Annotated in this window: 24 protein-coding genes and 4 pseudogenes; 14 read left to right on the forward strand and 14 right to left on the reverse strand. The window is 51.2% G+C overall.

Annotated elements, in window-relative coordinates:
• Positions 1-54: 54 nt before the first annotated feature.
• A complete protein-coding gene (locus tag OGV71_RS02460) occupies positions 55-759 on the reverse strand; it encodes an IS6-like element IS26 family transposase (RefSeq protein ID WP_001067855.1) in 705 nt (234 codons plus the stop codon).
• A 66-nt stretch (positions 760-825) separates the two neighbouring features.
• Positions 826-1,442: pseudogene (locus OGV71_RS02465) on the reverse strand (transposase); the annotation flags it as partial.
• A gap of 394 nt (positions 1,443-1,836) precedes the next feature.
• On the opposite strand from OGV71_RS02465, the gene OGV71_RS02470 reads away from it, so the two are divergent.
• Positions 1,837-2,493: a quinolone resistance pentapeptide repeat protein QnrS1 gene (locus OGV71_RS02470; protein ID WP_001516695.1), complete on the forward strand. Its 657-nt coding sequence runs from the start codon at positions 1,837-1,839 to the stop codon at positions 2,491-2,493.
• A 318-nt stretch (positions 2,494-2,811) separates the two neighbouring features.
• On the opposite strand, the pseudogene OGV71_RS02475 reads toward OGV71_RS02470, so the two are convergent.
• The 4 genes and pseudogenes from OGV71_RS02475 to OGV71_RS02490 all read right to left on the reverse strand — a co-directional run.
• Positions 2,812-3,240: pseudogene (locus OGV71_RS02475) on the reverse strand (recombinase family protein); the annotation flags it as partial.
• Between the two features lie 32 nt (positions 3,241-3,272).
• On the reverse strand, positions 3,273-4,664 hold the full coding sequence (locus OGV71_RS02480) for an ISKra4-like element ISKpn19 family transposase (protein WP_001493761.1): 1,392 nt from the start codon (positions 4,662-4,664) through the stop codon (positions 3,273-3,275).
• A gap of 36 nt (positions 4,665-4,700) precedes the next feature.
• The gene (locus OGV71_RS02485; protein ID WP_001493762.1) at positions 4,701-5,273 is read right to left on the reverse strand and encodes a recombinase family protein; all 573 of its coding nucleotides are present in this window, start codon (positions 5,271-5,273) and stop codon (positions 4,701-4,703) included.
• Positions 5,274-5,409: 136 nt separating this feature from the next.
• Positions 5,410-6,000, reverse strand: coding sequence for a plasmid pRiA4b ORF-3 family protein (locus OGV71_RS02490; RefSeq protein WP_012477564.1), 591 nt, complete (start codon positions 5,998-6,000; stop codon positions 5,410-5,412).
• Between the two features lie 84 nt (positions 6,001-6,084).
• Here OGV71_RS02490 and OGV71_RS02495 point away from each other — a divergent pair, with 84 nt between their 5' ends.
• Positions 6,085-6,360: a relaxase gene (locus OGV71_RS02495; protein ID WP_152922203.1), complete on the forward strand. Its 276-nt coding sequence runs from the start codon at positions 6,085-6,087 to the stop codon at positions 6,358-6,360.
• A 31-nt stretch (positions 6,361-6,391) separates the two neighbouring features.
• On the opposite strand, the gene tetR(A) is transcribed toward OGV71_RS02495, so the two are convergent.
• On the reverse strand, positions 6,392-7,042 hold the full coding sequence (gene tetR(A), locus OGV71_RS02500) for a tetracycline resistance transcriptional repressor TetR(A) (protein WP_001493764.1): 651 nt from the start codon (positions 7,040-7,042) through the stop codon (positions 6,392-6,394).
• 105 nt (positions 7,043-7,147) lie between these two features.
• On the opposite strand from tetR(A), the gene tet(A) reads away from it, so the two are divergent.
• Complete coding sequence (gene tet(A) / locus OGV71_RS02505) at positions 7,148-8,347, forward strand: tetracycline efflux MFS transporter Tet(A) (protein WP_001493765.1); 1,200 nt, start codon at positions 7,148-7,150, stop codon at positions 8,345-8,347.
• Between the two features lie 31 nt (positions 8,348-8,378).
• On the opposite strand, the gene OGV71_RS02510 is transcribed toward tet(A), so the two are convergent.
• The gene (locus tag OGV71_RS02510) at positions 8,379-9,263 is read right to left on the reverse strand and encodes a DMT family transporter (RefSeq protein ID WP_000058717.1); all 885 of its coding nucleotides are present in this window, start codon (positions 9,261-9,263) and stop codon (positions 8,379-8,381) included.
• A 137-nt stretch (positions 9,264-9,400) separates the two neighbouring features.
• The gene (locus OGV71_RS02515; protein WP_001351729.1) at positions 9,401-9,793 is read right to left on the reverse strand and encodes a cysteine hydrolase family protein; all 393 of its coding nucleotides are present in this window, start codon (positions 9,791-9,793) and stop codon (positions 9,401-9,403) included.
• 3 nt (positions 9,794-9,796) lie between these two features.
• Here OGV71_RS02515 and OGV71_RS02520 point away from each other — a divergent pair.
• Positions 9,797-11,548, forward strand: a pseudogene (locus OGV71_RS02520) (Tn3-like element TnAs1 family transposase); the annotation flags it as partial.
• 98 nt (positions 11,549-11,646) lie between these two features.
• On the opposite strand, the gene OGV71_RS02525 reads toward OGV71_RS02520, so the two are convergent.
• A complete protein-coding gene (locus tag OGV71_RS02525) occupies positions 11,647-12,285 on the reverse strand; it encodes a recombinase family protein (protein ID WP_024245155.1) in 639 nt (212 codons plus the stop codon).
• A 274-nt stretch (positions 12,286-12,559) separates the two neighbouring features.
• Between OGV71_RS02525 and OGV71_RS02530 the strand changes: the two genes are divergently transcribed.
• Both OGV71_RS02530 and OGV71_RS02535 read left to right on the forward strand, forming a co-directional pair.
• Positions 12,560-13,222, forward strand: coding sequence for a division plane positioning ATPase MipZ (locus OGV71_RS02530; protein WP_015058243.1), 663 nt, complete (start codon positions 12,560-12,562; stop codon positions 13,220-13,222).
• A 79-nt stretch (positions 13,223-13,301) separates the two neighbouring features.
• Positions 13,302-13,586 carry a hypothetical protein gene (locus OGV71_RS02535; RefSeq protein WP_015058244.1) on the forward strand — a complete coding sequence of 95 codons (285 nt, stop codon included), beginning with the start codon at positions 13,302-13,304 and terminating at the stop codon, positions 13,584-13,586.
• A 375-nt stretch (positions 13,587-13,961) separates the two neighbouring features.
• Here OGV71_RS02535 and ddp1 read toward each other — a convergent pair whose 3' ends face one another.
• The 3 genes and pseudogenes from ddp1 to OGV71_RS02550 all read right to left on the reverse strand — a co-directional run.
• A complete protein-coding gene (gene ddp1 / locus OGV71_RS02540) occupies positions 13,962-14,315 on the reverse strand; it encodes a DNA distortion polypeptide 3 (protein ID WP_025755756.1) in 354 nt (117 codons plus the stop codon).
• A gap of 173 nt (positions 14,316-14,488) precedes the next feature.
• Positions 14,489-14,944, reverse strand: a complete 456-nt coding sequence (locus tag OGV71_RS02545; protein ID WP_025755757.1) for a hypothetical protein — start codon at positions 14,942-14,944, stop codon at positions 14,489-14,491.
• Positions 14,945-14,947: 3 nt separating this feature from the next.
• Positions 14,948-15,595, reverse strand: a pseudogene (locus tag OGV71_RS02550) (replication initiation protein PI); the annotation flags it as partial.
• A gap of 245 nt (positions 15,596-15,840) precedes the next feature.
• Here OGV71_RS02550 and OGV71_RS02555 point away from each other — a divergent pair.
• Together OGV71_RS02555 and OGV71_RS02560 are read left to right on the forward strand one after the other, a co-directional pair.
• On the forward strand, positions 15,841-18,906 hold the full coding sequence (locus tag OGV71_RS02555; protein ID WP_070083100.1) for a Tn3 family transposase: 3,066 nt from the start codon (positions 15,841-15,843) through the stop codon (positions 18,904-18,906).
• Positions 18,903-19,925: an IS110 family RNA-guided transposase gene (locus OGV71_RS02560; protein WP_000156887.1), complete on the forward strand. Its 1,023-nt coding sequence runs from the start codon at positions 18,903-18,905 to the stop codon at positions 19,923-19,925. The genes OGV71_RS02555 and OGV71_RS02560 overlap by 4 nt, the downstream gene beginning before the upstream one ends.
• 356 nt (positions 19,926-20,281) lie before the next feature.
• Here the strand turns inward: OGV71_RS02560 and OGV71_RS02565 are convergent, their stop codons facing one another.
• A complete protein-coding gene (locus OGV71_RS02565) occupies positions 20,282-20,785 on the reverse strand; it encodes a hypothetical protein (RefSeq protein WP_007372141.1) in 504 nt (167 codons plus the stop codon).
• Positions 20,786-21,038: 253 nt separating this feature from the next.
• On the opposite strand from OGV71_RS02565, the gene umuD reads away from it, so the two are divergent.
• From umuD to OGV71_RS02595, 6 genes are all read left to right on the forward strand, one after another.
• Positions 21,039-21,455, forward strand: coding sequence for a translesion error-prone DNA polymerase V autoproteolytic subunit (umuD, locus tag OGV71_RS02570; RefSeq protein ID WP_008786793.1), 417 nt, complete (start codon positions 21,039-21,041; stop codon positions 21,453-21,455).
• Positions 21,455-22,720, forward strand: a complete 1,266-nt coding sequence (gene umuC, locus OGV71_RS02575; protein WP_009652912.1) for a translesion error-prone DNA polymerase V subunit UmuC — start codon at positions 21,455-21,457, stop codon at positions 22,718-22,720. Before umuD ends, umuC begins: the two co-directional genes overlap by 1 nt.
• A 149-nt stretch (positions 22,721-22,869) precedes the next feature.
• On the forward strand, positions 22,870-23,760 hold the full coding sequence (locus tag OGV71_RS02580; protein WP_007372144.1) for a DNA replication terminus site-binding protein: 891 nt from the start codon (positions 22,870-22,872) through the stop codon (positions 23,758-23,760).
• 312 nt (positions 23,761-24,072) lie between these two features.
• Positions 24,073-24,453 carry a type I-E CRISPR-associated protein Cas6/Cse3/CasE gene (locus OGV71_RS02585; RefSeq protein ID WP_127649377.1) on the forward strand — a complete coding sequence of 127 codons (381 nt, stop codon included), beginning with the start codon at positions 24,073-24,075 and terminating at the stop codon, positions 24,451-24,453.
• 288 nt (positions 24,454-24,741) lie between these two features.
• Positions 24,742-24,999, forward strand: a complete 258-nt coding sequence (locus OGV71_RS02590; RefSeq protein ID WP_001333498.1) for a helix-turn-helix domain-containing protein — start codon at positions 24,742-24,744, stop codon at positions 24,997-24,999.
• 170 nt (positions 25,000-25,169) lie between these two features.
• A complete protein-coding gene (locus tag OGV71_RS02595) occupies positions 25,170-25,661 on the forward strand; it encodes a GNAT family N-acetyltransferase (protein WP_000217395.1) in 492 nt (163 codons plus the stop codon).
• Positions 25,662-25,739: the final 78 nt, after the last annotated feature.

Genomic DNA, 25,739 nt, shown 5'->3' on the forward strand with positions numbered 1-25,739 from the left:
TGGGCACTGTTGCAAAGTTAGCGATGAGGCAGCCTTTTGTCTTATTCAAAGGCCTTACATTTCAAAAACTCTGCTTACCAGGCGCATTTCGCCCAGGGGATCACCATAATAAAATGCTGAGGCCTGGCCTTTGCGTAGTGCACGCATCACCTCAATACCTTTGATGGTGGCGTAAGCCGTCTTCATGGATTTAAATCCCAGCGTGGCGCCGATTATCCGTTTCAGTTTGCCATGATCGCATTCAATCACGTTGTTCCGGTACTTAATCTGTCGGTGTTCAACGTCAGACGGGCACCGGCCTTCGCGTTTGAGCAGAGCAAGCGCGCGACCATAGGCGGGCGCTTTATCCGTGTTGATGAATCGCGGGATCTGCCACTTCTTCACGTTGTTGAGGATTTTACCCAGAAACCGGTATGCAGCTTTGCTGTTACGACGGGAGGAGAGATAAAAATCGACAGTGCGGCCCCGGCTGTCGACGGCCCGGTACAGATACGCCCAGCGGCCATTGACCTTCACGTAGGTTTCATCCATGTGCCACGGGCAAAGATCGGAAGGGTTACGCCAGTACCAGCGCAGCCGTTTTTCCATTTCAGGCGCATAACGCTGAACCCAGCGGTAAATCGTGGAGTGATCGACATTCACTCCGCGTTCAGCCAGCATCTCCTGCAGCTCACGGTAACTGATGCCGTATTTGCAGTACCAGCGTACGGCCCACAGAATGATGTCACGCTGAAAATGCCGGCCTTTGAATGGGTTCATGTGCAGCTCCATCAGCAAAAGGGGATGATAAGTTTATCACCACCGACTATTTGCAACAGTGCCCGTTCTCATAATGCGATACACCCGCTTTGCATTAACCACAGGCAGGCCGTCCCGCTCCGACTCCCGTCGCAGCAGCGCCCACACACGGCGATAACCATACGTCGGCAGGTCAGCCACCGCCATGTTTATCCGGGACAATACGGTGGTATCGTCAGAACGGGGCTGCCGTCTGCGATCCTGTCAGTCAGATGGCCGGTGAACCCGAATGCTCAACTGCGCACGCGACACGCTAAGACTTCTGCAAACGTCGCTTATTCGTCGTTCCCAGGCAACGAGGGCGCATGCGCAATCCATTTTTTTGCCCGGCCGAACTCCACGGCCTCTTTGAGTATCTCGGCTTCCATCGTCTTTTTGCCCAGAAGGCGCTGGAGTTCGCGAATTTGCTTATTGGCGGCAGCGAGTTCGGAGGCCGGCACCACTTCCTCGCCCGATGCAACAGCCGTCAGTGAACCGTCTTAATATTGCTTGCGCCATTTGAATATCTGGTTTGCATTGATGCCATGCAGGCGCGCGACATGAGACACGGTCATACCGGGCTCCATAGTCTGCTGAATAATGGCAATTTTTTCCTGCGGTGTACGACGCCGACGCCGCTCAGGTCCTGATAACACTTCAACCATCTTATCGTTCTGACTGGTATTAAACATAGTTCCAAGACTACCTCTTATTTTAAGAGAGTCGAAGTGTCTGGTGATCTATGGGGCCAGTCTAGCCCTCTTCCAAGTGTAGGGAGATATAGTCAAAGTTTGCTTCTCCGCCGATGAGTCCGCCCTGCGTCGGATAGTCCGATTTTTTACCGGCGAAGCACGGCTCTCCTAACCCTATCTAAAGCGAATAACTTTTTTCAACAGGGCCGCGTGCCAATGCAAGAGCGATAGGCGCTCTACGCGCCAATTTGACCACTTAAAACAGGTAAATTGAGGGGTTGTAATGTGTTGATGTAACAGGCTTTTATTTTAATGTCTTGGCATATGTATAATGGTAGTCTAGCCCTCCTTTCAACAAGGAGTACTCATGGAAACCTACAATCATACATATCGGCACCACAACTTTTCACATAAAGACTTAAGTGATCTCACCTTCACCGCTTGCACATTCATTCGCAGCGACTTTCGACGTGCTAACTTGCGTGATACGACATTCGTCAACTGCAAGTTCATTGAACAGGGTGATATCGAAGGCTGCCACTTTGATGTCGCAGATCTTCGTGATGCAAGTTTCCAACAATGCCAACTTGCGATGGCAAACTTCAGTAATGCCAATTGCTACGGTATAGAGTTCCGTGCGTGTGATTTAAAAGGTGCCAACTTTTCCCGAACAAACTTTGCCCATCAAGTGAGTAATCGTATGTACTTTTGCTCAGCATTTATTTCTGGATGTAATCTTTCCTATGCCAATATGGAGAGGGTTTGTTTAGAAAAATGTGAGTTGTTTGAAAATCGCTGGATAGGAACGAACCTAGCGGGTGCATCACTGAAAGAGTCAGACTTAAGTCGAGGTGTTTTTTCCGAAGATGTCTGGGGGCAATTTAGCCTACAGGGTGCCAATTTATGCCACGCCGAACTCGACGGTTTAGATCCCCGCAAAGTCGATACATCAGGTATCAAAATTGCAGCCTGGCAGCAAGAACTGATTCTCGAAGCACTGGGTATTGTTGTTTATCCTGACTAATTGCTTTGATGTGTGATTTTAAACGCTCAAATTTATAAAACGAATAATATTGTCAACCTTGCAATAATAGACATAGGGACAACCATGTATAAATTTTTACCCTCAGGCGTCTTCACAATAGAGCCATATAGCAGTGGGTCACTTAGTGGGCTTAATTTTTCCATTAAAGATAATATTAATATTGCTCAGTATAAAACATCATATGGTAGCCCATCTTGGCAAGTAAACATAAGGCTGCCATTTATAAGGCACTGTTGCAAAAATGTGGAGGTGATAGGGGTACTACGCCGGAACCCCAGATTTTTCCGTCCGTTCAAATTATCCACGGTTGAGCAGCTTGATCCCGTCCGCCCGCAGTTGACCAACAGGGGAAATATGCCTGTACAAAGTTTGCCGGGTTATCCCAAGTTCCTGGCATAGCGTACTGACCTTTGTTTCTGATTGTCCCATTGATGCCATTGCCAGTCGCAGTTTGACTGGCGTCATTTTATAAGGTCGGCCGCCGTTCCGCCCACGGGCTCTTGCTGATACCAGACCTGCAGTCGTTCTTTCAGCAATCAGTTCGCGCTCAAACTCCGCCAGTGCGGCAAAGATACCGAAGACAAGCTTGCCAGCGGCCGTTGTTGTGTCGATAGTCGCCCCGTGACCGGTCAGCACTTTCAGACCGGTCCCCCTCGCGGTCAGGTCGTGCACTGTATTAATGAGATGACGAAGATCACGACCGAGGCGGTCCAGCTTCCATACGACCGAGAGCATAAAAAATATTGGGGCAGCGTGAGCTATGCTGCCATCGCTGGTCCCTTCCCGTCACTTTGAAAACCCGGATACCAGCAGACAAATTTATCCTGCAGTTCGTTATTCAAAACGGCGGTCCGGGTCTGTAACAAATAATGAGCCCCTTTTCTGCTCCACTGCATCTGCTGCTTTTTGGCCATTCGTCTGGCGATCACTTCATTGATCGTGGATTCCACAAACGCGGTTGATACCGGCTCTCCGTACCGACGCATTTCGCCGTAGTTTGGGATCATCATCTTATTATTCCGGATGTAGGTATACATTTCATCCAGATGTTTTTGCAGGGATTTCAGGCTAGGATAGCTGAGTTCAGGGTCATCGCAATACATAACGCAATTATCAATATGTTCCAGCGCAGCGACAACATTGCCATGCCAGAGATATCGTTTAATGCTTTCCAGCAGTGCCAGAACTTTACTCCCCGCCTCTGGATCTGATACCAGCAGTCCCCGGGCATATTGCATGAGCACCTTCAGCCTCATGGTGATATGAAACCAGTCCAGCACATGCGTTGACTCAGGGTACATACCGAACTGGAGGTCCCTGAGATTATCCGCGCCGTCGGACAGAAAAAATATCTGCTGGTTGGCCTGCATTCCCTGCGCTGAAAGGTGGGTCATGAGCCTGCGTTCCGGATGACAGTCATCCTTCTGAACAAAACCGAAGCGGCGGGTGTCAGCAGGCGCACCAACGGAAAAAGACTTCCCGGCAATAATTTCAAAATTACGCTTTTTGTCATCCCGATCGCGAACATAACCACCATCTATACCCACCACAAGCGGTTTTCCTGGCCTGGGCAGGTTCCCCCAGTCGCGGGGGCAGCCGGAAAGAAAACCTGAATGAGCTTCAGCCTCAGCGTCAAGACGCTGCGCCACCTGGCATAAATGATTCCTCACCGTTGAGGCATTCAGGCTGTGGCCCACCGGCAGAATATCTTTCAGCAGACGAGTCGTCATTTCATAGGAGATCATCGAGGCCCAGCGGGTTTCAATATATTTCAGTGCCGGGTGAGAATAATCGCCGGCCCAGTCGCTGAGCAAACTGACTGTCTTTGTATCACTCTCTTCACAACGGCACCGGTACACCCGAAGCCCGGATACCGGAATAACGCCAAACAGCGTCCGGTACCGTATTTTCTGTTTGCCTTTGATTCTGCGCGCAGCAAGGCAGTGAGGGCACCGGATATGGTGTTGAGTATATTCGTCTGCCTGCAGCTGGACCACCGACTGCTGGACCGTATTCAGCAACAGCTTGGATTCTGACACCGATAATCCGATGTCGTTCCGGGTCTCCCCTGATTTCTGGATTGTCATCAGTTCCTCCGTTCGACTGGAGCCTGATTCATCGGTGATGACTATCTGGAGCGTCAGTTGCATCATTGCCTCCTGCTGTGGTGGATGACTATCTCCCGGCTACTGGTTGTTCATCTGGTGACGAAGCTTATAATATGTGGAAACGCCAAGGCCCGCATGGTCGCAGGCGATCCTGAGCCTGACCCCTCTGCTTCTGAGTGCGTCAATTTCCTGGATCTTTTTGATATCGGCGCCGGGGCGCCCTGTTTTTTCACCCCGTGCTTTTTTCGCGGCGATGCCGTCGGCCTGCCTTTCCTTCAGTAAGGCTCGTTCAAACTGGCTGAATGCCGACATCATGTGCAGCTGCAGTTCCTGCATCGGATTGTTTGTGCCGGCGCTGAACGTCAGCTGCTCTTTCAGAAAAATAAGGGTAACGCCCTGGTCACGAAGCCGGGTGGTGACAGCGCACATATCCGACATATTCCGGCAAAGGCGATCGATGGAATGAACCAGAAGCGTATCACCAGGGCGTAATTGCCCCAGGAGTTCCTGTAACCCCGGGCGGTTTGTGTCCTTCGCGCTGGCATGCTCAACACAAATTTTATCAGGCTGAAAACCCGCCTTTGACAATGCCTCTTCCTGACGGGCCGTATTCTGATCGGCCGAGCTTACCCTGATGTAGGCATATTGCACGCAAAACCTCCGGAAGGTCTTTAAACATCATAGAGATTTAAAGAATAATCCATAAACACTGATTTAGGGAGGTTTATAGACATTTTTTCGGGGATCTGAGAGGCATGCTGAAAACGTATACCTTTATAGACATCAGTCAGCGACGACGGCCCAGCCAGATAACTTCAGGCTCCAGTACCGGAGATGCAAGGTCGAGCCTGCTCAGTTGCCGGTTGATTTTGTGGCGGTTGAACCTGACAGCATCCAGGTCGTCAGCAAAAGGGCGGATCTCGCCGACCGTTGTTTCATCATCCGCATTAACGATAGCTTCAAGAAACGCCAGGGTTTTATCGAACTCATCCGCAGCTGTGGCTCCGGGCATACCATGGCCGCTTATACAAAACGGCGCTTTCAGCGTAGAGTTTTCATAAATGGCCTCAACACGAATGTCATGAAGCCAGTGCTCAAAGAAATTGTATTCATAGGTAAAGCGATCGCCAGCATCAAAAGCAAAATCATCAATCACGACCCGGAACGGATTATCGACAAAACCGATGCCTCCTTCGTAGGAGATACCGTAATCTTTGCCATAAATGTGAAATTGATGGAGATGGTCGTCCCCCCAGCCCTGCACTATCTGGAAAATGAAGTGAAGCGCGGCCAGTGACGTGTCGGCAGCAATTCTCAGCCGACGCCAGACCATCGGACTGACTCCATGAACTGCTATTTTGATGACGTAGATCTTCATAGTCAGCAGGTATTGTTATGAAATGATGGTGGTTATTTTAACCCCTGTAGATGGCATCATTCGATGGCTGCCCCGAGGTTTTTCATGCTCTCCTATCTCATCTGCGCAAGGCAGAACGTGAAGACGGCCGCCCTGGACCTCGCCCGCGAGCGCCAGGCGCACGAGGCCGGCGCGCGGACCCGCGCCACGGCCCACGAGCGGACGCCGCAGCAGGAGCGCCAGAAGGCCGCCAGAGAGGCCGAGCGCGGCCGTGAGGCTTGGACGCTAGGGCAGGGCATGAAAAAGCCCGTAGCGGGCTGCTACGGGCGTCTGACGCGGTGGAAAGGGGGAGGGGATGTTGTCTACATGGCTCTGCTGTAGTGAGTGGGTTGCGCTCCGGCAGCGGTCCTGATCAATCGTCACCCTTTCTCGGTCCTTCAACGTTCCTGACAACGAGCCTCCTTTTCGCCAATCCATCGACAATCACCGCGAGTCCCTGCTCGAACGCTGCGTCCGGATCGGCTTCGTCGAAGGCGTCTATCGCGGCCCGCAACAGCGGCGAGAGCGGAGCCTGTTCAACGGTGCCGCCGCGCTCGCCGGCATCGCTGTCGCCGGCCTGCTCCTCAAGCACGGCCCCAACAGTGAAGTAGCTGATTGTCATCAGCGCATTGACGGCGTCCCCGGCCGAAAAACCCGCCTCGCAGAGGAAGCGAAGCTGCGCGTCGGCCGTTTCCATCTGCGGTGCGCCCGGTCGCGTGCCGGCATGGATGCGCGCGCCATCGCGGTAGGCGAGCAGCGCCTGCCTGAAGCTGCGGGCATTCCCGATCAGAAATGAGCGCCAGTCGTCGTCGGCTCTCGGCACCGAATGCGTATGATTCTCCGCCAGCATGGCTTCGGCCAGTGCGTCGAGCAGCGCCCGCTTGTTCCTGAAGTGCCAGTAAAGCGCCGGCTGCTGAACCCCCAACCGTTCCGCCAGTTTGCGTGTCGTCAGACCGTCTACGCCGACCTCGTTCAACAGGTCCAGGGCGGCACGGATCACTGTATTCGGCTGCAACTTTGTCATGCTTGACACTTTATCACTGATAAACATAATATGTCCACCAACTTATCAGTGATAAAGAATCCGCGCGTTCAATCGGACCAGCGGAGGCTGGTCCGGAGGCCAGACGTGAAACCCAACAGACCCCTGATCGTAATTCTGAGCACTGTCGCGCTCGACGCTGTCGGCATCGGCCTGATTATGCCGGTGCTGCCGGGCCTCCTGCGCGATCTGGTTCACTCGAACGACGTCACCGCCCACTATGGCATTCTGCTGGCGCTGTATGCGTTGATGCAATTTGCCTGCGCACCTGTGCTGGGCGCGCTGTCGGATCGTTTCGGGCGGCGGCCGGTCTTGCTCGTCTCGCTGGCCGGCGCTGCTGTCGACTACGCCATCATGGCGACGACGCCTTTCCTTTGGGTTCTCTATATCGGGCGGATCGTGGCCGGCATCACCGGGGCGACTGGGGCGGTAGCCGGCGCTTATATTGCCGATATCACTGATGGCGATGAGCGCGCGCGGCACTTCGGCTTCATGAGCGCCTGTTTCGGGTTCGGGATGGTCGCGGGACCTGTGCTCGGTGGGCTGATGGGCGGTTTCTCCCCCCACGCTCCGTTCTTCGCCGCGGCAGCCTTGAACGGCCTCAATTTCCTGACGGGCTGTTTCCTTTTGCCGGAGTCGCACAAAGGCGAACGCCGGCCGTTACGCCGGGAGGCTCTCAACCCGCTCGCTTCGTTCCGGTGGGCCCGGGGCATGACCGTCGTCGCCGCCCTGATGGCGGTCTTCTTCATCATGCAACTTGTCGGACAGGTGCCGGCCGCGCTTTGGGTCATTTTCGGCGAGGATCGCTTTCACTGGGACGCGACCACGATCGGCATTTCGCTTGCCGCATTTGGCATTCTGCATTCACTCGCCCAGGCAATGATCACCGGCCCTGTAGCCGCCCGGCTCGGCGAAAGGCGGGCACTCATGCTCGGAATGATTGCCGACGGCACAGGCTACATCCTGCTTGCCTTCGCGACACGGGGATGGATGGCGTTCCCGATCATGGTCCTGCTTGCTTCGGGTGGCATCGGAATGCCGGCGCTGCAAGCAATGTTGTCCAGGCAGGTGGATGAGGAACGTCAGGGGCAGCTGCAAGGCTCACTGGCGGCGCTCACCAGCCTGACCTCGATCGTCGGACCCCTCCTCTTCACGGCGATCTATGCGGCTTCTATAACAACGTGGAACGGGTGGGCATGGATTGCAGGCGCTGCCCTCTACTTGCTCTGCCTGCCGGCGCTGCGTCGCGGGCTTTGGAGCGGCGCAGGGCAACGAGCCGATCGCTGATCGTGGAAACGATAGGCCTATGCCATGCGGGTCAAGGCGACTTCCGGCAAGCTATACGCGCCCTAGGAGTGCGGTTGGAACGTTGGCCCAGCCAGATACTCCCGATCACGAGCAGGACGCCGATGATTTGAAGCGCACTCAGCGTCTGATCCAAGAACAACCATCCTAGCAACACGGCGGTCCCCGGGCTGAGAAAGCCCAGTAAGGAAACAACTGTAGGTTCGAGTCGCGAGATCCCCCGGAACCAAAGGAAGTAGGTTAAACCCGCTCCGATCAGGCCGAGCCACGCCAGGCCGAGAACATTGGTTCCTGTAGGCATCGGGATTGGCGGATCAAACACTAAAGCTACTGGAACGAGCAGAAGTCCTCCGGCCGCCAGTTGCCAGGCGGTAAAGGTGAGCAGAGGCACGGGAGGTTGCCACTTGCGGGTCAGCACGGTTCCGAACGCCATGGAAACCGCCCCCGCCAGGCCCGCTGCGACGCCGACAGGATCTAGCGCTGCGTTTGGTGTCAACACCAACAGCGCCACGCCCGCAGTTCCGCAAATAGCCCCCAGGACCGCCATCAATCGTATCGGGCTACCTAGCAGAGCGGCAGAGATGAACACGACCATCAGCGGCTGCACAGCGCCTACCGTCGCCGCGACCCCGCCCGGCAGGCGGTAGACCGAAATAAACAACAAGCTCCAGAATAGCGAAATATTAAGTGCGCCGAGGATGAAGATGCGCATCCACCAGATTCCCGTTGGAATCTGTCGGACGATCATCACGAGCAATAAACCCGCCGGCAACGCCCGCAGCATCGCGACCGTCATCGGTGAGAAGTTCGGCAGGTATTGGGTGGTGACAATGTAGGTGCTGCCCCAAATGGCAGGTGCTATCGCTGTGAACAATAAATCGGGCGTGCGTAATGACATGCGATTACAAGACCTCCGCTACGGCGATGGGTTTTTGAGAGTTGCAGGCGCCGCGATGACCGCACCCTGACTTGGACTGGCCCTGCCTCGCACCAATCCACCTGCGGCTATGGCCGCGATCATGCGAGGCCCGAAAATTACACGACCTGTACACGTCCGCCGAACCCGGAACGCAACAGAGCTTCGTGGGCATCCCGATCCGGGTCGTAGCAGCAGTCCTGGACCAAACGCACGTCGTAGTCCGCATCACTAGCCCAGGCGACGCTTGAAAGAACAACGCCGGTGGTGCTTATCCCGGCCATGACAAGCGTGCTTACGCCGCGCGTCCGAAGGTCGGCGTCGAGCGCCGTGCCATAAAAGACGCTGGCTCGCGGACATGCATAGAAAAGGTCGCCCCGTTCGATCGCAAGCCCTTCGACGGGCAGACCGGTGCGAAATCGTCCGCTCGGGAGATACGGTGAGATTTGGCGATTCGTCGCCGGCGGCGCATGTTCATACTCTTCGCCGAGCGAAAAGTTGGGGAACAGCACGGGCCGGCCGCGCAAGGCGTGCTGGCAGCCGTGCAGACCCTGCGTGAGATGAACGCCGACAACCTGCGCAAGGTGCCGGCCGATGCACCCACGGCCTTCATCAAGCCGCGCTGGAAGCCGCTGGTGATCACCCCGGAAGGCCTCGACCGGAAATTCTACGAAATCTGCGCCCTGTCCGAGCTGAAGAACGCCCTGCGCTCCGGCGACATCTGGGTCAAGGGCTCGCGGCAGTTCCGCGACTTCGACGACTACCTGCTGCCGGCCGAGAAGTTCGCCGCACTCAAGCGCGAGCAGGCCCTGCCCCTGGCGATCAACCCGAACAGCGACCAGTACCTGGAAGAGCGTTTGCAGCTGCTGGACGAGCAGTTGGCCACCGTCACCCGCCTGGCCAAGGACAACGAGCTGCCCGATGCCATCCTCACCGAGTCAGGGCTGAAAATCACCCCGCTGGATGCGGCGGTGCCGGATCGGGCGCAGGCGCTGATCGACCAAACCAGCCAGTTACTGCCGCGCATCAAGATCACCGAACTGCTGATGGACGTGGACGACTGGACGGGCTTCAGCCGCCACTTCACCCACTTGAAGGACGGGGCCGAGGCCAAAGACAGGACGTTGCTGCTGTCCGCAATCCTCGGTGATGCGATCAACCTCGGGCTGACCAAGATGGCCGAGTCGAGCCCCGGCCTGACCTACGCCAAGCTGTCCTGGCTGCAAGCCTGGCACATCCGCGACGAAACCTATTCGGCGGCCTTGGCCGAGCTGGTCAACCACCAGTATCGCCACGCCTTTGCCGCCCACTGGGGCGACGGCACGACCTCATCCTCCGATGGCCAGCGCTTCCGCGCGGGTGGCCGGGGCGAGAGCACCGGGCACGTCAACCCGAAGTACGGTAGCGAGCCGGGACGGCTGTTCTATACCCATATCTCCGACCAGTACGCGCCGTTCAGCACCCGCGTGGTGAATGTCGGCGTCCGCGATTCCACCTATGTGCTCGACGGCCTGCTGTACCACGAGTCCGACCTGCGGATCGAGGAGCACTACACCGACACGGCCGGCTTCACCGATCACGTCTTTGCCCTGATGCACCTGCTAGGCTTCCGCTTCGCGCCGCGCATCCGCGACCTCGGCGAAACCAAGCTGTACGTGCCGCAGGGCGTGCAAGCCTACCCGACGTTGCGCCCGCTGATCGGCGGCACCCTGAACATCAAGCACGTGCGTGCCCACTGGGACGACATCCTGCGCCTGGCCAGCTCGATCAAGCAGGGCACCGTCACCGCCTCGCTGATGCTGCGCAAGCTCGGCAGCTACCCGCGCCAGAACGGACTGGCCGTGGCCCTGCGCGAGCTGGGCCGGATCGAGCGCACGCTGTTCATCCTGGACTGGCTGCAAAGTGTTGAACTGCGCCGCCGCGTGCATGCCGGCCTGAACAAAGGTGAGGCGCGCAACTCGCTGGCCAGGGCGGTGTTCTTCAACCGCCTTGGGGAAATCAGGGATCGGAGCTTCGAGCAGCAGCGCTACCGGGCCAGCGGCCTCAACCTGGTGACGGCGGCTATCGTGCTGTGGAACACGGTGTACCTGGAACGCGCCACCCAGGGGTTGGTCGAGGCCGGCAAGCCGGTGGACGGCGAGCTGCTGCAATTCCTGTCGCCGCTGGGCTGGGAGCACATCAACCTAACCGGCGATTACGTCTGGCGGCAGAGCCGCAGACTGGAAGACGGGAAGTTTCGGCCCTTACGGATGCCCGGAAAACCTTAGCGTACGATTTTTTCCGAATTCTGCGGGCTCCCCTATTAGCCACACTCGCAAGCCAAGCAGAGTCGGCTTAAATTCTATTGAGTGTTGTAACTACTAGCTTAAATGGCGTTCAACTTCCTCGATTTTACAGCACTACTAATTGTCCCTCGACTACAGGCCATAATTTTCTGTACCTGACTCCAGGAACTACCGCTATCGAGCAACCGATTGATGGCATCGTATCGCTCCTTATTGGCCTGTCGCCCCTTATACCTTCCCTCTTTTTGAGCTTTACTAATCCCCTGTCTTTGACGTTCCCGGCGTTGTTCATAGTCACGACGTGCCACAGCAGCCAGCATGTCGAGCAACATATCGTTAATTGCAGCAAACATGCGGCTATCAAAATCATGGCTTCCTGAAGCTATCCATGTTGTCGGAACGTTGATGGCCATCACTCGTATATCTTTCTGCCTAATCAATTTTTTCAAGCTGTTCCAGTCTTCGCCAGTCAGACGTGAGAGCCGATCTACATCCTCAATTAAGAGAATATCGTTGTGCCGGCAGTCTTTGAGCAACCTGAATAATTCAGGCCGGTCAAGCCTCGAACCAGATTCATTCTCAATGTAGTAATTGCAAATGTTCAGCCCACGTTCCTCGGCAAAACTATCAATCGCAGCCAGAGCGCGAGAAGCATCTTGTTCAGATGTAGAGGCGCGTAAATAAGCCCGGACAAAGCCTTTCGGTACAGTTTGAGTCACAGTGTAGAACCAGTTCGATTTAGGTAGTTAAAGCATAACTATACAGTACCCGTTATGGGTGGTATTTAAAAGGCATACTCAAAAAGAACCAAACATTTTGACTTTATGTGACGATGTAACGTCATATAAAGACGATGTAAAGACAGCATAAAGACACAATAAATACATTTTCCCCGGCACCATCTTTACACGCACCTAGCTTTACGTTATAACCACACTGTAAAGACACATATCAATTTACGTCGTAAAGACACCATAAAGACGGGAGAGGGCTATGGGTATCACATTGTTGGTTTCATCAGATAAAGGCGGTGTAGGTAAAAGCACAACAACTGCAAATCTGGCTGCAATGCTCGTGAACAAGGGAAAATCAGCTATTGTCCTGAAGACAGACAAAAACAACGACATGATGAGCTGGAATGAGAAACGTAAAGAGAATGGCTTATTGCCAGTAAGCGTCCAGGAGGGTTATGGCAATGTCAGTAAAGAGATAAGCCGCCTCAGCAAGCTATGCGATGTACTGATCGTGGATTGCCCCGGACATGATAGCCAAGAGTTTCGTAGCGCACTGACAGTAGCAGATATAATGATCACCCTGACTAAACCGTCTTCTGATTTCGAGAGTGAAACTCTCACCACTGTTACAGAAAAAGTCCGTATTGCACAAAAAACAAACCCAAAACTTCAGCCCTGGGTATTACTGACAAGAATAAATTCCAGTAAGCCTCGACACCGCCAGGCAGCTATAAAACTAGATAAGTTCTTGCGCTCCGATAGCATATGGATTCAGCCACTCAAAACGCGCCTCTCCGATCTAGATGTATTTGAAAGCGCCTGTAATGAAGGGGCAGGTGTACATGATGTAAGCCGCGCAACAAGCCTGACGGCAGCAAAAGCGCAACTAGAATTACTGGCACAGGAACTAGGCATCATATAGAAATAATTGTTGCTTTACGTTGTCTTTACATCGTAAAGCAATTAAACTTATCGGAAATAAGTAGCCCGGAGCAATAAAAATGACCCTTAAACTCAATCGCCCAAAATTGCCAGATACAGAAGGCGCAGCTACGAACGCCGATACAGCGCGCTTTATTTCAGGTGCAAACAGAAGGCCCGCATCGAGAAAGGGAAGGCTGGTTAATTTTCGCCTATCAGACGGATTTGAATCCATTCTCGAAGCCGAGGCGGTAAGAACAGGACAGAATAAAACAACAGTTCTCAAAGCGGCGTTGGCGGCATTCGATAACATGGATGAAGCTGAGAAAAACCGCTGGATTTTGGAATCCGCGAAAATAGGTTAGACATTACAGCTAACAAAAAAACAAAAAAGACAGCTAAAAAAATAAGCCCGCAAGGGCTTTTCTTTCGACCATTTTTAAAATACTGTATATATAAACATATCTTTATAAGCACCGACTATGACCAGTAAAATAAGCAAATATGAAGTAATTCATCGCGGAGAGTGTGTAAACTACATGCCGCCCGGTACTTGGGTTTTCATACAACGCGCACTTTGCTATGGCGGGGGGTTCTGGTTCGGAAGGGTTTACAATGTCTGCTTCTGGCTTGAGTTCGAAAAACCCACCTCGCTATCTATCGGAATAGACTATCTAATGAAACTGAATAGCCTCACAGATAAGGTGCACAGTTTTGATTACGATTTTCAGCTAGATCTGTTACTTGAAGAAGACACCCAATGTTTCATTGGTCAGCAACGCCGATAGATTATCGATTACTAAAACCTTTATACCGGATTTCTCTATAAGAATCGCACCATTTATTTCATCAAAACCAATTACAATCACAGGTTTACGTTCATTTATTTCAAAAACAACTAAAGGCAAGGTAACGTTGTTTATTTCCTCAAACTCCTTAAAAAAATCATCTGTACCATAATCACTTGCAGGAAAAAGAATTTCACTTAACCTTACACCATAAAAAACATAGTAGTTTTCTTTAAGGTTATCATTTAAAATGTTAATAGCCTTTGCATATTTATCACTGATAAAATCCTTTACTATAAACTTCATAAAATCTCCCAACAAGAACCGACTGTAGGTCACCTGGCAAACGCTGAAAAATAACGTCGAATGACGTCATTTTACGGCGTTTGCCCTATCCTGCATCGCAGTATAACCATACTACATTCTCAACATCCATAGATCTACCGCGAGAAGGCGTTAAAGCCGTACAGGGCAGGGCTTTAAGAATCATCTTCGCCCACTTCCTCACGCTTCGTATCAGGCACAAGAAGACGATAAAAGGGCAATTTTTGACTGAAAAAATCTATGAGTGGTGCAGCTACTAAACTTAACACCCAAAGTCCGAAAACAATAGGGATAGTAAGATTGTTAGTACTCCAAATTTGATGGTCATTTGTATACCAGGTTACAAGACATATCGCGCCACCAATCCAGAATATCGTATTGCTTAACGCCGCGAGCACAGCTAAACCACAAATAGTAATGATATGGAAAATGACTGCTACCGAAAGGCGAAAGTAATACCAGCCAGTTGAGATGAATGCTAAAAAAGACCAGCGTTTAACCTCTGGCTTACTCCAGCCATTTTTAGATAATTTTACAGCGTTGTTCCACTGGATTTTGCGGTGCATCCTGCGGCGTTCGGCTCCTTGAGGGAAATCGTAAATTTTAGCCATATATCACCCCTTAGCTTTTTTGGGAGGTACGGTTTCATCAAATACCTTGAGAAAAGCTGCATCAGCTTCAGATAAATTCATAAAAAAAGCTTCATCATCTTTATCGCCAGAAAATTCATCTTCATCAACGACAAATTCGAACTTCAGCTTACTAATTTTTCTTCCTTCTTTTTCATGAACAGTGAAGCCAACAAACGATATTTCTGTTTTCTTTTTAATTTCAGCAATGGCTTTATTTAACACATCCCTTTTAAAAATAGGAAAGTCAGGGTATTTGTACTCAATATTTCCATCTTTATCAAAAGTATAAGCTATTAACTCTTCCTTTAACTCATCAACGGAAATAATAAAATAATTTTTCTTCTTAAAATTAGAGTAATGCTTCCTGATAAGTTGATAAAGAGAAGATGAATACTGGCTACTTAAGCGTAAGCTTGCCGTTAACAATTGCGTTGTGAATTTATTTTTTTTCCCAATAAGGCTAGAGATATATGGTTCTATGGTTCTGGTGAATTTTAAAGACAAGTATCCTTCATCACTTGAATAAGCTATCCACTCAATAATGTTAAGATCTAACTCTTCAGGGGAGTTTTTAGCAGTAAAGGGCAGGTTAAGCTCTTTAGCTAAAGCAATGATATCATCCCCTCTTAGCGGGGTCAGTTTGGAGATCGGAAATTTTTGTACGTTAAGCGCATTATTTAACCAATCTTGGTTCGTAAGGGGTTGATTTTGCGTCAGTGGCTATCGCTTTTAAGTTGTCGCTCTTGCAGTATCGCATTTAGGTTATCCGATTAAGGTCAAACCTCTGAAAATGCCGTATAGCGCGGGAGTACACCCTTATGCGATAACCATTTTTGTTAAAAATACCGCATCGGATAATTTATGAGGGAAACTATATGGCAAGGAGGCAGATTCTTTCTCTGTCGGAAAGAGAATCATTACTGGCATTGCCAGACGATGAGTTAACGCTGACCCGGATGGCCTATTTCAGTGAGCATGATCTGGCGCTTATCTGTGCTCACCGTAAACCCGCCAGCCGTTTTGGTTTTGCCGTCCTTCTTTGCTATCTGAAAAATGTTGGCTTTGCCCCGGATAAAAAAATCCCACCCTCTGATGCACTGCTGAAACATATCGCCAGCAGGCTAAATCTTACCGGTGATCTCTGGCCTGCTTACCTTTCCGGCAGGGATACGACCCGGCGCGAGCATTTAACCGAACTGTACCGCTATCTTGGCGTGAAGGCATTTACCGGCAAAATACAGCAGGACTGTATTACACACCTGCTGTCGATGGCGACGCGTACTGATAAAGGTATTCTCCTGGCCGAAGAGATGCTGGTCTGGCTCCGGCAGAACAACGTAATAATCCCCGCGATTGATGTCGTGGAGCGTACCTGTGCTGAGGCCATGGCAGGCGGCGATAAAATCGTATTTCAGACTCTGAATGCCCCGTTAACTCCGGCTCACAGGGATGCCCTGGATCGTTTACTTGAGTCATCGGATAATCAGTCTTCCAGGCTGACATGGCTTCTGCAACCGCCGGGTAAAATCAATGGTAAGAACGTGCTGCAACATCTTGATCGGCTCAGCAGCGTTGAATCGCTGGCATTACCGGAAGGTATAGATCGTACCATTCACCAGAACCGGTTGCTGAAACTGGCGCGGGAAGGCCGGAAGATGAGTAGCCGTGATTTGACCCGATTTTCAGCAACCCGGCGTCATGCGATCCTGGTGTGCGTGCTGGAAGAAGCCAGAGCCACACTGACAGACGAAGTGATTGAGTTGCATGAGCGAATGCTGAACAGCCTTTTCAGCAAAGCCAAAAGAACACAGGCAGAGCGCCTTCAGCAGACCGGAAAGCTGATCCAGTCAAAACTGAGGCAGTACATCGATGTCGGTCAGGCGCTGTCTGATGCCCGCGATTCCGGTGACGATCCATGGCTCGCAATAGAAAATATACTCCCATGGCCTGAATTTGTCGCCAGTCTGGAGGAAACACGCCATCTCGCCAGAAAAAATAATTTTGACCCGCTGCATATTATTACCGAGAAATACAGCATATTACGGAAATATGCCCCACGCATGTTATCCACTTTACAGTTAGTCGCAACCCCGGCAGCGCAACCTCTGGCTGATGCGCTGGTTGTGATCAAGGATATGTACCTGAAGCACTCACGTAAAGTTCCGGCGACTGCGCCGCTTGAGTTTGTCCCTGAAAGCTGGCACAGGGTGGTGATTACACCTGCGGGTATTGATCGGCAGTATTATGAATTTTGTGCGCTCAGCGAGCTTAAGGGAGCGTTGCGCTCCGGGGACATCTGGGTTAAAGGCTCACGGCGCTACAAAAATTTTGATGATTACCTCATTCCCGAAAAGGACTTTGACAAACTCACTCCGGCGCTGCCACTGCCCGTATCTGCTGATTACCATGAGTACATTACCAGCCGTATGACCCTGCTTCAGTCCAGACTTGAAGAGGTCAATGCCATGGCAGCCCTTGGTGAACTGCCCGATGTGGAAATTTCCGACAGGGGCGTAAAAGTCTCTCCGCTGGATAACTGCGTACCGGCGCAGGTTTCACCGCTGGCAGAGCTGGTTTACAGCATGCTACCGCGCCCTAAAATCACGGAAATTCTCGATGAGGTAAACGGCTGGACGACGTTTACCCGACATTTTTCGCATATAAAAAATGACATTACCCGTCCCGATACCCGCCTGCTTCTCACCACCATTCTTGCGGATGGCATCAATCTTGGCCTGACAAAAATGGCAGAAGCCTGCCCCGGGAGTACCAAATCATCACTTGAAGATATTCAGGCATGGTACATCCGCGACGAAACCTATTCAGCCGCCCTTGCAGAACTGGTAAACGCGCAGGGGAAAAGGCCGCTGGCGGCATTCTGGGGAGACGGGACAACATCATCATCAGATGGACAGAATTTCAGAACAGGCAGCACTGGCCGCTACGCAGGACAGGTTAACCCGAAATATGGGCAGGAGCCCGGACGACAGTTTTATACCCATATTTCGGATCAATACAGCCCGTTTTACACCTGCATAATAAGTCGGGTCAGGGATTCAACCCATGTTCTCGATGGCTTGCTGTACCACGAAAGTGACCTGAAAATCAGGGAGCATTACACCGATACCGCGGGTTTCACCGATCATGTCTTTGCCCTGATGCATCTGCTGGGATTTGCGTTCTGTCCGCGAATCAGGGATCTCCATGACAAGAAGCTGTTTATCAAAGGGAAAGCAGACCAGTACCCGGCGCTTCAGTCACTGATATCAACGACCAGCCTGAACCTGAAAGAGATCGAAATTCACTGGCGTGAAGTGTTGCGTCTGGCAACCTCGATAAAGCAGGGAACAGTGACGGCATCCCTGATGCTGAAAAAGCTTGCCAGCTACTCAAAGCAAAATGGACTTGCCAAAGCACTGAGAGAAATTGGCCGTATTGAACGAACGCTGTTTATGATCGACTGGTTCCGCGATCCGGCACTTCGTCGGCGGGTCCAGGCGGGACTGAATAAAGGAGAAGCCCGTAACGCGCTGGCGCGCGCGGTATTCCTGCACCGTCTGGGTGAAATCAGGGATCGTAAACCGGAAAATCAGAGCTATCGCGCCAGTGGACTGACGCTGCTGACGGCAGCTATCTCGCTGTGGAATACCGTCTATATGGAAAGAGCGGTCGATGCCCTGAAGCGTAAAGGGGTGAAGATCAACGATCAATTGCTGTCGCATTTGTCCCCGCTAGGCTGGGAGCATATCAATCTGACAGGCGATTATATCTGGAAAAGCAACCGGATACCGGCTTCCGGTAAGTTTCGTCGGTTGAGACCCGCTAAAGTCGAAAGGTCAAAAAATAGCCTTAACGAATGGAAGGGACTTCCCCTGATTATGCGCCTGATTAACTCTTGTGCAATCATGGGGTACACATCGTCCCGGAGGAATTCGTTATGACTATCACGACTGTCGGTATCGATCTTGCTAAAAATGTGTTTGCTGTTCACGGTGTTGATCAAAATGGTAGAACTGTTCTGGTTAAGCCTAAAGTATCGCGTGCTGCACTTCCTGAGTTAATTGCAAGTTTGCCTCCCTGTGTTATCGGGATGGAAGCATGCTCCGGGGCTCACTACTGGGCAAGATTGTTTCGGCAGTATGGTCATGAGCCACGTCTGATGGCTGCTAAGTTTGTATCGCCTTATCGTATGGCCGGAAAATCAGGAAAAAATGATGCAGCTGATGCTCAGGCTATCTGTGAAGCTGTTCGTCGTCCGCATATGCGGTTCGTACCAGTGAAAGACGAAAGCCAGCAGGCCATGCAGTGTTTACATCGTACCCGTCAGGGTTTTATCGAAGAGAAAACAGCAACGTATAATCGTCTGCGAGGATTGATATCTGAATTCGGTGTCATCGCGCCACAAAGTGCTGATGCCCTGCGCCACATGGTTTCTGTGCAGAAGAGCTCTTTACCGCTTCAGGTTCAGCAATGTGTTGATGATTTGATGGAACACGTTGATCGCATTGAAGCTAACATCACTGAATATGACCGAATTTTGTCCCACATAGCCAAAACAGATCATCGCAGTCAGCGGCTGATGGAGCTAAAGGGCGTTGGTCCCACAACGGCCTGTGCACTGGTCGCCAGTATCGGTAATGCACATGATTTTAAAAATGGACGTCAACTGGCAGCCTGGCTGGGGCTGACGCCATCACAATACAGCAGCGGGGGAAAGTCGAAACTCGGCAGGATCACAAAAGCCGGTGATTCGTATCTGCGAACGCTTCTGGTTCAGGGGGCTCGTTCAGTGCTTATTGGCGCCGGGAAAAGGACTGACTCATTCAGCCGTTGGGTTTGTATGTTGGTTGAGCGCAGAGGGTACTGGCGGGCTGTTGTGGCCATCGCCGCCAAAAATGCGCGGCTGTGTTGGGCATCACTACATTACGGTGATGATTTCCGGCTGTACTCAGTCAACTAAAGCTCGAAGCTGTATAACCATCTGACCTGCAATTCGTTGATGATAAAGGGTTAGACCCCGTGAGGCCTATCTGGCTATTGTACAGGATATACGTATCCGCTTAACGAACAAGAACCTCACGCGCGTCTTTCATCAGGGCCCGAATCGATGACGATTCATCATGGCCGTTTATAGTACCGCAGTCTCTCCCCTTTATTTTTACTGAAGAGCAGACAGAAACCATAAATACCGGCTTTGACATGCCGGGGAAGTCCTTATAGTACAATAATTTTCGATATCCAAACTGACCCCAAGTAAGGACGGTCGCGCCTGTGGTGGTTTTATCTCCGTGGAGCGCCTGGCCCCGGCCATAATTGTTAGTTCGATACCCCATGAGTCACGCCTCCGGGTATTGCCAGAAAGTCGGGGGCTTCAGCCATACCTTTGCGCGATAACAGCACTAATCTGTCCTGCGGGGTCGAGACAATTTCATCCCCGTTATCCAGTACGCTGCCCACCAGCGCGAGCCCTTTCTCGAAGTGTGTAGCTTTCTGGCCAGCGCTTGAAACAATCCGTGCAGATGAACCATCGGTATAAGTGACTGCATCACCCTCCACTGCGATTTTGACCATTTGACCGTTGCCTAGATCCATAACCCTGGCGCTATCAACAGCGGTTACGACACCACCTCGCGCAGTCAGGCTTCCCTCGACCGCAACACGCCAGATTGCTGTTACCGGGTGTTGGCGATCCCTTTCAGCGTTCTGCTCAATAATTTGTCGAGCATCCACATCCATTGCGGCCAGATCAGCGTCAGAGAAAGGGGATTTGTCAAAGTCGGCCAGCATTTGTTGAGTTGCTTCATTTGTAAACTGCTTCATCGTTATTACTCCTTATAAAATGTACGGATAAATTCCGAATTGTATACGAAGTAAGCACGAGTAAATTCTGAAAATGAACTGAGGAATCATATGGTTGCAATTTGTTATGTGCAGTTACCCACTTCTGGACAAGTGATAAGAAAAACCTGAAGAGTGATAGCGGAAAATAACTTTCGGAAAAGGAGGTGCGAAAATTCCTGGCTCCTGTCTATAATACTGTATGGATATACAGCACCACGAAGAGCAGAGCATTATGAAACTTATCCCAGTGACACAACAATCACCAGGCCAATTCCCGTTGTTCGTTGAGCCTGTCAGCGCAGGTTTCCCTTCAGTCGCTTCCGATTATGTTGATGAATTTATTGATCTAAATACTCACCTCATCAAACATCCATCTGCAACCTACTTCTTACGAGTAACAGGTTCATCGATGGTAGAGGCACGTATTCACGAAGGCGATCTGGTCATCGTGGATAGCTCACTTGAGGCGAAAGAGGGGGATATTGTGATTGCGACCGTTGATGGTGATTTCACCATTAAGCGGTTGCAGCTAAGCCCGGCTCCCGCGCTACTGCCAATGAATAGCCGGATGTCACCGATCTATCTGAAAGAAGGCGAAGAACTGGCCATTTTTGGCGTGGTGACCTTCATCGTGTACAAGGCCTTGTGATGTTCTGCCTGGTGGATTGCAACTCATTTTACGCCTCCTGCGAGAGAGTCTTTCGGCCCGATCTGGTGAACAAGCCAATTGTATGCCTTTCGAACAATGATGGCATGGTCGTGGCACGTTCAGCGGAAGCTAAAAAATTAGGTATCCAGAATGGTGACGTGTACTTCCAGAAGAAAGCATTCTTTGAAGCTAACGGTGTACATGTTTTCAGTTCTAACTATGCCTTGTACGCGGAGATCTCCCGTAGGGTGTGTGAGACATTATTTAAATTCTCCAGTAATACTGAGGTCTACAGTATTGATGAAGTTTTCCTTTCGTTTGAAGGAATGCAGAAAAATTATAATTTTGATGACTATGGAAGAGAAATAAAGAAAACCGTATTAAAGAGCACCCATATACCCGTGGGGGTGGGCATATCGACAACTAAAACTTTGGCAAAACTAGCAAATAAAGCTGCAAAAACATGGACTAAAACAGGCGGAGTGGTTGATCTCAGCAGTCCAGAAAGACAACGTAAATTATTGCCATATATTGACGTAAGCGATGTCTGGGGGGTGGGCCGGAGATATGCCACCAGACTGAACAGCATGGGCATCAGGACTGCTCTCGATCTGGCCAATGCGCCAACATCGCTTATCCGTAACACATTTGGAGTCGTACTGGAGCGAACGCAGCGCGAATTGAATGGCGAGTCCTGCATAGCCCTGGAAGAGGTGAGGAAGGTTAAGCAGCAGATCATCAGCTCGCGTTCATTCGGCCAGAAAATAGAGCACTACGAAGCAATGCACCAGGCGGTGTGTGAGTATGCCGAACGTGCAGGCGAGAAGCTGCGCGAAGAGAAGCAATACTGTCGCTGCATAACGGTTTTTATTGGCACAAGTTACTATTCGAAAACGGCCCCTTACAGTGGCCAGCAGACAGTCAAGCTGGAAAACCCCACCGCCGATACCCGGGAAATCATTGCGGCTGCGGTCGCAGGGCTCCGGCATATCTGGCAGGAGGGATACCGATACCATAAAGCCGGAGTGATGCTATCTGACTTTTATGATAGCGCCACCAGCCAGCTCGATTTGTTTGGTGAGAACCGACTCTTTGCCAATGGTGAAGCGTTGATGGGCGTGATGGATAGAATTAACCGGTCAGGTCGGGGGAAATTATGGTTTGCGGGCCAGGGCATCGACAAAGACTGGACGATGCGGCGGGAGTTATTGTCACCATCCTATCTCACTAACATTAATGAAATCCCTCGCGTCAGGATTGGCTAATCAGCAGTGAAAACTTCATTCGTCATCGATAAAATTCGTCTGTAAACAAAACGAACTTGATATACTCGGTTTCGCTTGTTATGAGTATGTATGTACATACAGTCCTCCGTGCAGCGGAGGGAGTTTAGAGCCCTTTTTCGGGGATAGAAATGAATATCTCAACAACTTTCCAGACGCTGGAGAGCGAGATCACACAACTTCGTGGAGTGCTGGGTTCCCGGCTTCCGCTCAAGGCGAGTGTCTGCGTCCTGCCAGCCGTTGCTGATGGCGAAGAAGATATGGCCATCGAACACATCATGCCTGAGCTGAAACAGGGACACGATGCTGTCCATGCTGCCTGCGCGGCATACGCTGACCTGCATATCAGGGATGGCTATTCGCAGAAGTCCGCTCGGCGCACTACCGGCGTATTATGGTACGACAATACAGATGCGGAATTCTCTCAGCTGGTTACCCGTTTGGTGACATCCATCAACCAGCATAAAGAGAGCATTCAACGCCACATCATCGAAAACTACGGTGGTGATCGCCGACCGGAATACATGCGCTTCAACGCGCTGCATAGCGCCTGCCCTGGTGTCATGACCCTGCATCTCTATCGGCAGCTGCGTATGTTTGATAATGCTAACGTCAATCTGGTCAGTTTCGGCTGGAGGCAAAAGACGCTTTTTAGCAGGGTTAACAAAATCGAGTTGCTCCAGAAGATGGGCAAGGACATCGAGGAAGATGAAGATAAATCAGTCAGACTCAACTCGTTGATTAAGGCTATTGCGCGTGTACCGGAAGAAAAGCTTCGCTTACGCCGTCCGGTTAAAGTGCATCCAGCTGCAAACATCGCGATGGCTGATCCTGAACACCCCGACCAGATACTGCGTCTTTCTGCCGCTTCATCTATGCCGTTCATTATCATTCAGGATGAGCACGTGAAAATTCGGCCATTGCCAGAGTTCGTGGCCAATGAAGTAAAGCCGAGGAGTAACCGCCTCAAGACAGATGTGATCGGTATATTCCACGGCGAAAGTATCGAAATGATTCTCTGACCACACCGGCCAAAGGACTGGCCGTATTCCCCCCTCATAATTTCGTCACTCGCCGTCCATGCCATACCCTGAAACTAATATTGAAAATTCATTATGTTCAGCAAGGAATGTGGCGTGAAATACTTTGAATGTGCGCTCAGGTTCAGAATCGCCCCAGGTGACGTGTATGGGATCCACCAGCAACTGGATAAGGTAGTCCAGGAACGTTCTGGGTCGCGACTCCCATACACCTTCTACTCTCGCAAACAAAGTGCCTCCGACACCCAGGTTGTTCTGAGAACGGCTGTTGCACTCGGGCTCCCTGGCGAAGTCATGAAGGAAATCATGTTTGTGTCTGGCCAGAAAATTCGAATCTGCGGCTCGCTGGCCACTATTCGACGCGAGGAAGCTGGAGGCCGGAAAAGAGAGATTTGTCCACCTGCCCATGAACTCCCGGATTATATCCACTATCACCTGGAACGGGCCGGAGTGATCTGTGGACGGTTACGTATCGTTCGAAGCACCAAGTTCCATATTATTAAGCCCGGGAGCGTTGGCCGTACATCCCACAAGATCATTGTACCGATGAGCCAGTACGATGCTGAATGCGTGATTGAAGATGTCGGCGCACTTGAACAGGCATACGCTTTCGGGATCGGCAGAAAGCGGATATTCGGCTTTGGCTATATGAACAGCATCGAAGTGCTTTCCTGAACAGGCCATTAAGCATAGTTATTATCTGAATTTCAAACCGACTCGCAAACTTACGGCATTAACACTTCTGATACACCCTTTAAATGCTGTAAACTGTTGTAGCCCTTACTAAATCGTAAGAGTGGGGATTTGCAGCCCCGACTAATGACACGCCGTTCATGTACTTGAACGGTTCGCACTCGCTCGCCTGTTTTTTGTCAATGGTGGGTCGGGGCGTGGGAGCCTTACGGCTCGCCAGTCGTCATTAGCTGGTACTGCAAACCATGTTCCGATTCACCACCAAAGGAAATGGAGATGGAAAAACAGGACTGGCATAAGGCAGACATCATAGCTGCGCTACATAAGAAAGGTTTGTCACTTGCCTCACTGAGTAGGGCTAACGGTCTTTCAAGCAGCACTCTGGCAAATGCACTGACACGTGACTGGCCTAGAGGCGAGATCATCATCGCTAATGCAATTGGTGAAGAACCTCAAGAAATATGGCCAACCCGATATTTTGATAAGGCAGGAATGCCGATCAAGAGAATCATAAGAAAACCGGTTTAAATGAAAAAGGCTGGCATTTTTGCTGGCCTTATATACCTCCTGGCTCTGCTACTGAAACCACTAACACCGATCAAATGGTCATCAGCGAAATACCCCGTTCATTTCTATTGACCTCTTTACCTCCATGTAATCAAATTGATGGAATAATAACGGTTACGAGAGACAAACTGATGACGGTGTTATCTGCCCCTGAAATGCGCTTTGGAACCAAACAGGATGTTCCCTTTATCATAGCGGTGATTCGCGACGGTATGCGGGATGGGTATTTTAACTTTGATGATGATGACGGACTGTCTCAGTTCGAAAGTCAGATCTCAGAAGCCATTGCCAGGCGGGAACGGGGAGAGAATTGCGCCGATTTCTTGTTTGTCTTTGATGCTCAACATAATGGCGCAGCGATAGGTTTTGCCCTACTGACGGGCAAAAATGGTGCAAATGGACTTGCTTCACATCTGGAAATCAGGATGTTTGGTGTTACCAGGAGTCAAAGACAAAAAGGATTTGGGCGCTCCATGTTGCAAAGTATTCTGGATGCTACTCCCGGCCATAAAGTGGAGGCATCCTGTCTTCCTGCATCAGTTGTCATGGCCAGGATGCTGACTAATGCGGGTTTTCACGTCAAAGAGATAAGCCCGTTTGGAAAGCGTACTTTCAGACGCTAATGTAAAATTCAGATAAAAAAACCGGCTGACGAATTCAGTCGGTTTAGTAATCCTGCAAAAGGATGCTGGACAGCGACG

Origin of the sequence: Citrobacter sp. Cf088 (assembly GCF_030334295.1) — a bacterium.
GTDB classification, from domain to species: Bacteria; Pseudomonadota; Gammaproteobacteria; order Enterobacterales; family Enterobacteriaceae; genus Citrobacter; species Citrobacter freundii.

Bases quoted from the DNA above. Each gene is read 5' to 3' on its own strand.
- OGV71_RS02460 (WP_001067855.1), bottom strand. From the start codon at position 759: ATGAACCCATTCAAAGGCCGGCATTTTCAGCGTGACATCATTCTGTGG.
- OGV71_RS02510 (WP_000058717.1), bottom strand. From the start codon at position 9,263: ATGTCATTACGCACGCCCGATTTATTGTTCACAGCGATAGCACCTGCC.
- OGV71_RS02585 (WP_127649377.1), top strand. From the start codon at position 24,073: ATGAAGGAAATCATGTTTGTGTCTGGCCAGAAAATTCGAATCTGCGGC.
- OGV71_RS02565 (WP_007372141.1), bottom strand. From the start codon at position 20,785: ATGAAGCAGTTTACAAATGAAGCAACTCAACAAATGCTGGCCGACTTT.
- OGV71_RS02490 (WP_012477564.1), bottom strand. From the start codon at position 6,000: ATGAAGATCTACGTCATCAAAATAGCAGTTCATGGAGTCAGTCCGATG.
- umuC (WP_009652912.1), top strand. From the start codon at position 21,455: ATGTTCTGCCTGGTGGATTGCAACTCATTTTACGCCTCCTGCGAGAGA.
- ddp1 (WP_025755756.1), bottom strand. From the start codon at position 14,315: ATGAAGTTTATAGTAAAGGATTTTATCAGTGATAAATATGCAAAGGCT.
- OGV71_RS02555 (WP_070083100.1), top strand. From the start codon at position 15,841: ATGGCAAGGAGGCAGATTCTTTCTCTGTCGGAAAGAGAATCATTACTG.
- OGV71_RS02545 (WP_025755757.1), bottom strand. From the start codon at position 14,944: ATGGCTAAAATTTACGATTTCCCTCAAGGAGCCGAACGCCGCAGGATG.
- OGV71_RS02595 (WP_000217395.1), top strand. From the start codon at position 25,170: ATGACGGTGTTATCTGCCCCTGAAATGCGCTTTGGAACCAAACAGGAT.
- OGV71_RS02530 (WP_015058243.1), top strand. From the start codon at position 12,560: ATGGGTATCACATTGTTGGTTTCATCAGATAAAGGCGGTGTAGGTAAA.
- OGV71_RS02535 (WP_015058244.1), top strand. From the start codon at position 13,302: ATGACCCTTAAACTCAATCGCCCAAAATTGCCAGATACAGAAGGCGCA.
- umuD (WP_008786793.1), top strand. From the start codon at position 21,039: ATGAAACTTATCCCAGTGACACAACAATCACCAGGCCAATTCCCGTTG.
- OGV71_RS02495 (WP_152922203.1), top strand. From the start codon at position 6,085: ATGCTCTCCTATCTCATCTGCGCAAGGCAGAACGTGAAGACGGCCGCC.
- OGV71_RS02470 (WP_001516695.1), top strand. From the start codon at position 1,837: ATGGAAACCTACAATCATACATATCGGCACCACAACTTTTCACATAAA.
- OGV71_RS02480 (WP_001493761.1), bottom strand. From the start codon at position 4,664: ATGCAACTGACGCTCCAGATAGTCATCACCGATGAATCAGGCTCCAGT.
- OGV71_RS02580 (WP_007372144.1), top strand. From the start codon at position 22,870: ATGAATATCTCAACAACTTTCCAGACGCTGGAGAGCGAGATCACACAA.
- OGV71_RS02560 (WP_000156887.1), top strand. From the start codon at position 18,903: ATGACTATCACGACTGTCGGTATCGATCTTGCTAAAAATGTGTTTGCT.
- OGV71_RS02590 (WP_001333498.1), top strand. From the start codon at position 24,742: ATGGAGATGGAAAAACAGGACTGGCATAAGGCAGACATCATAGCTGCG.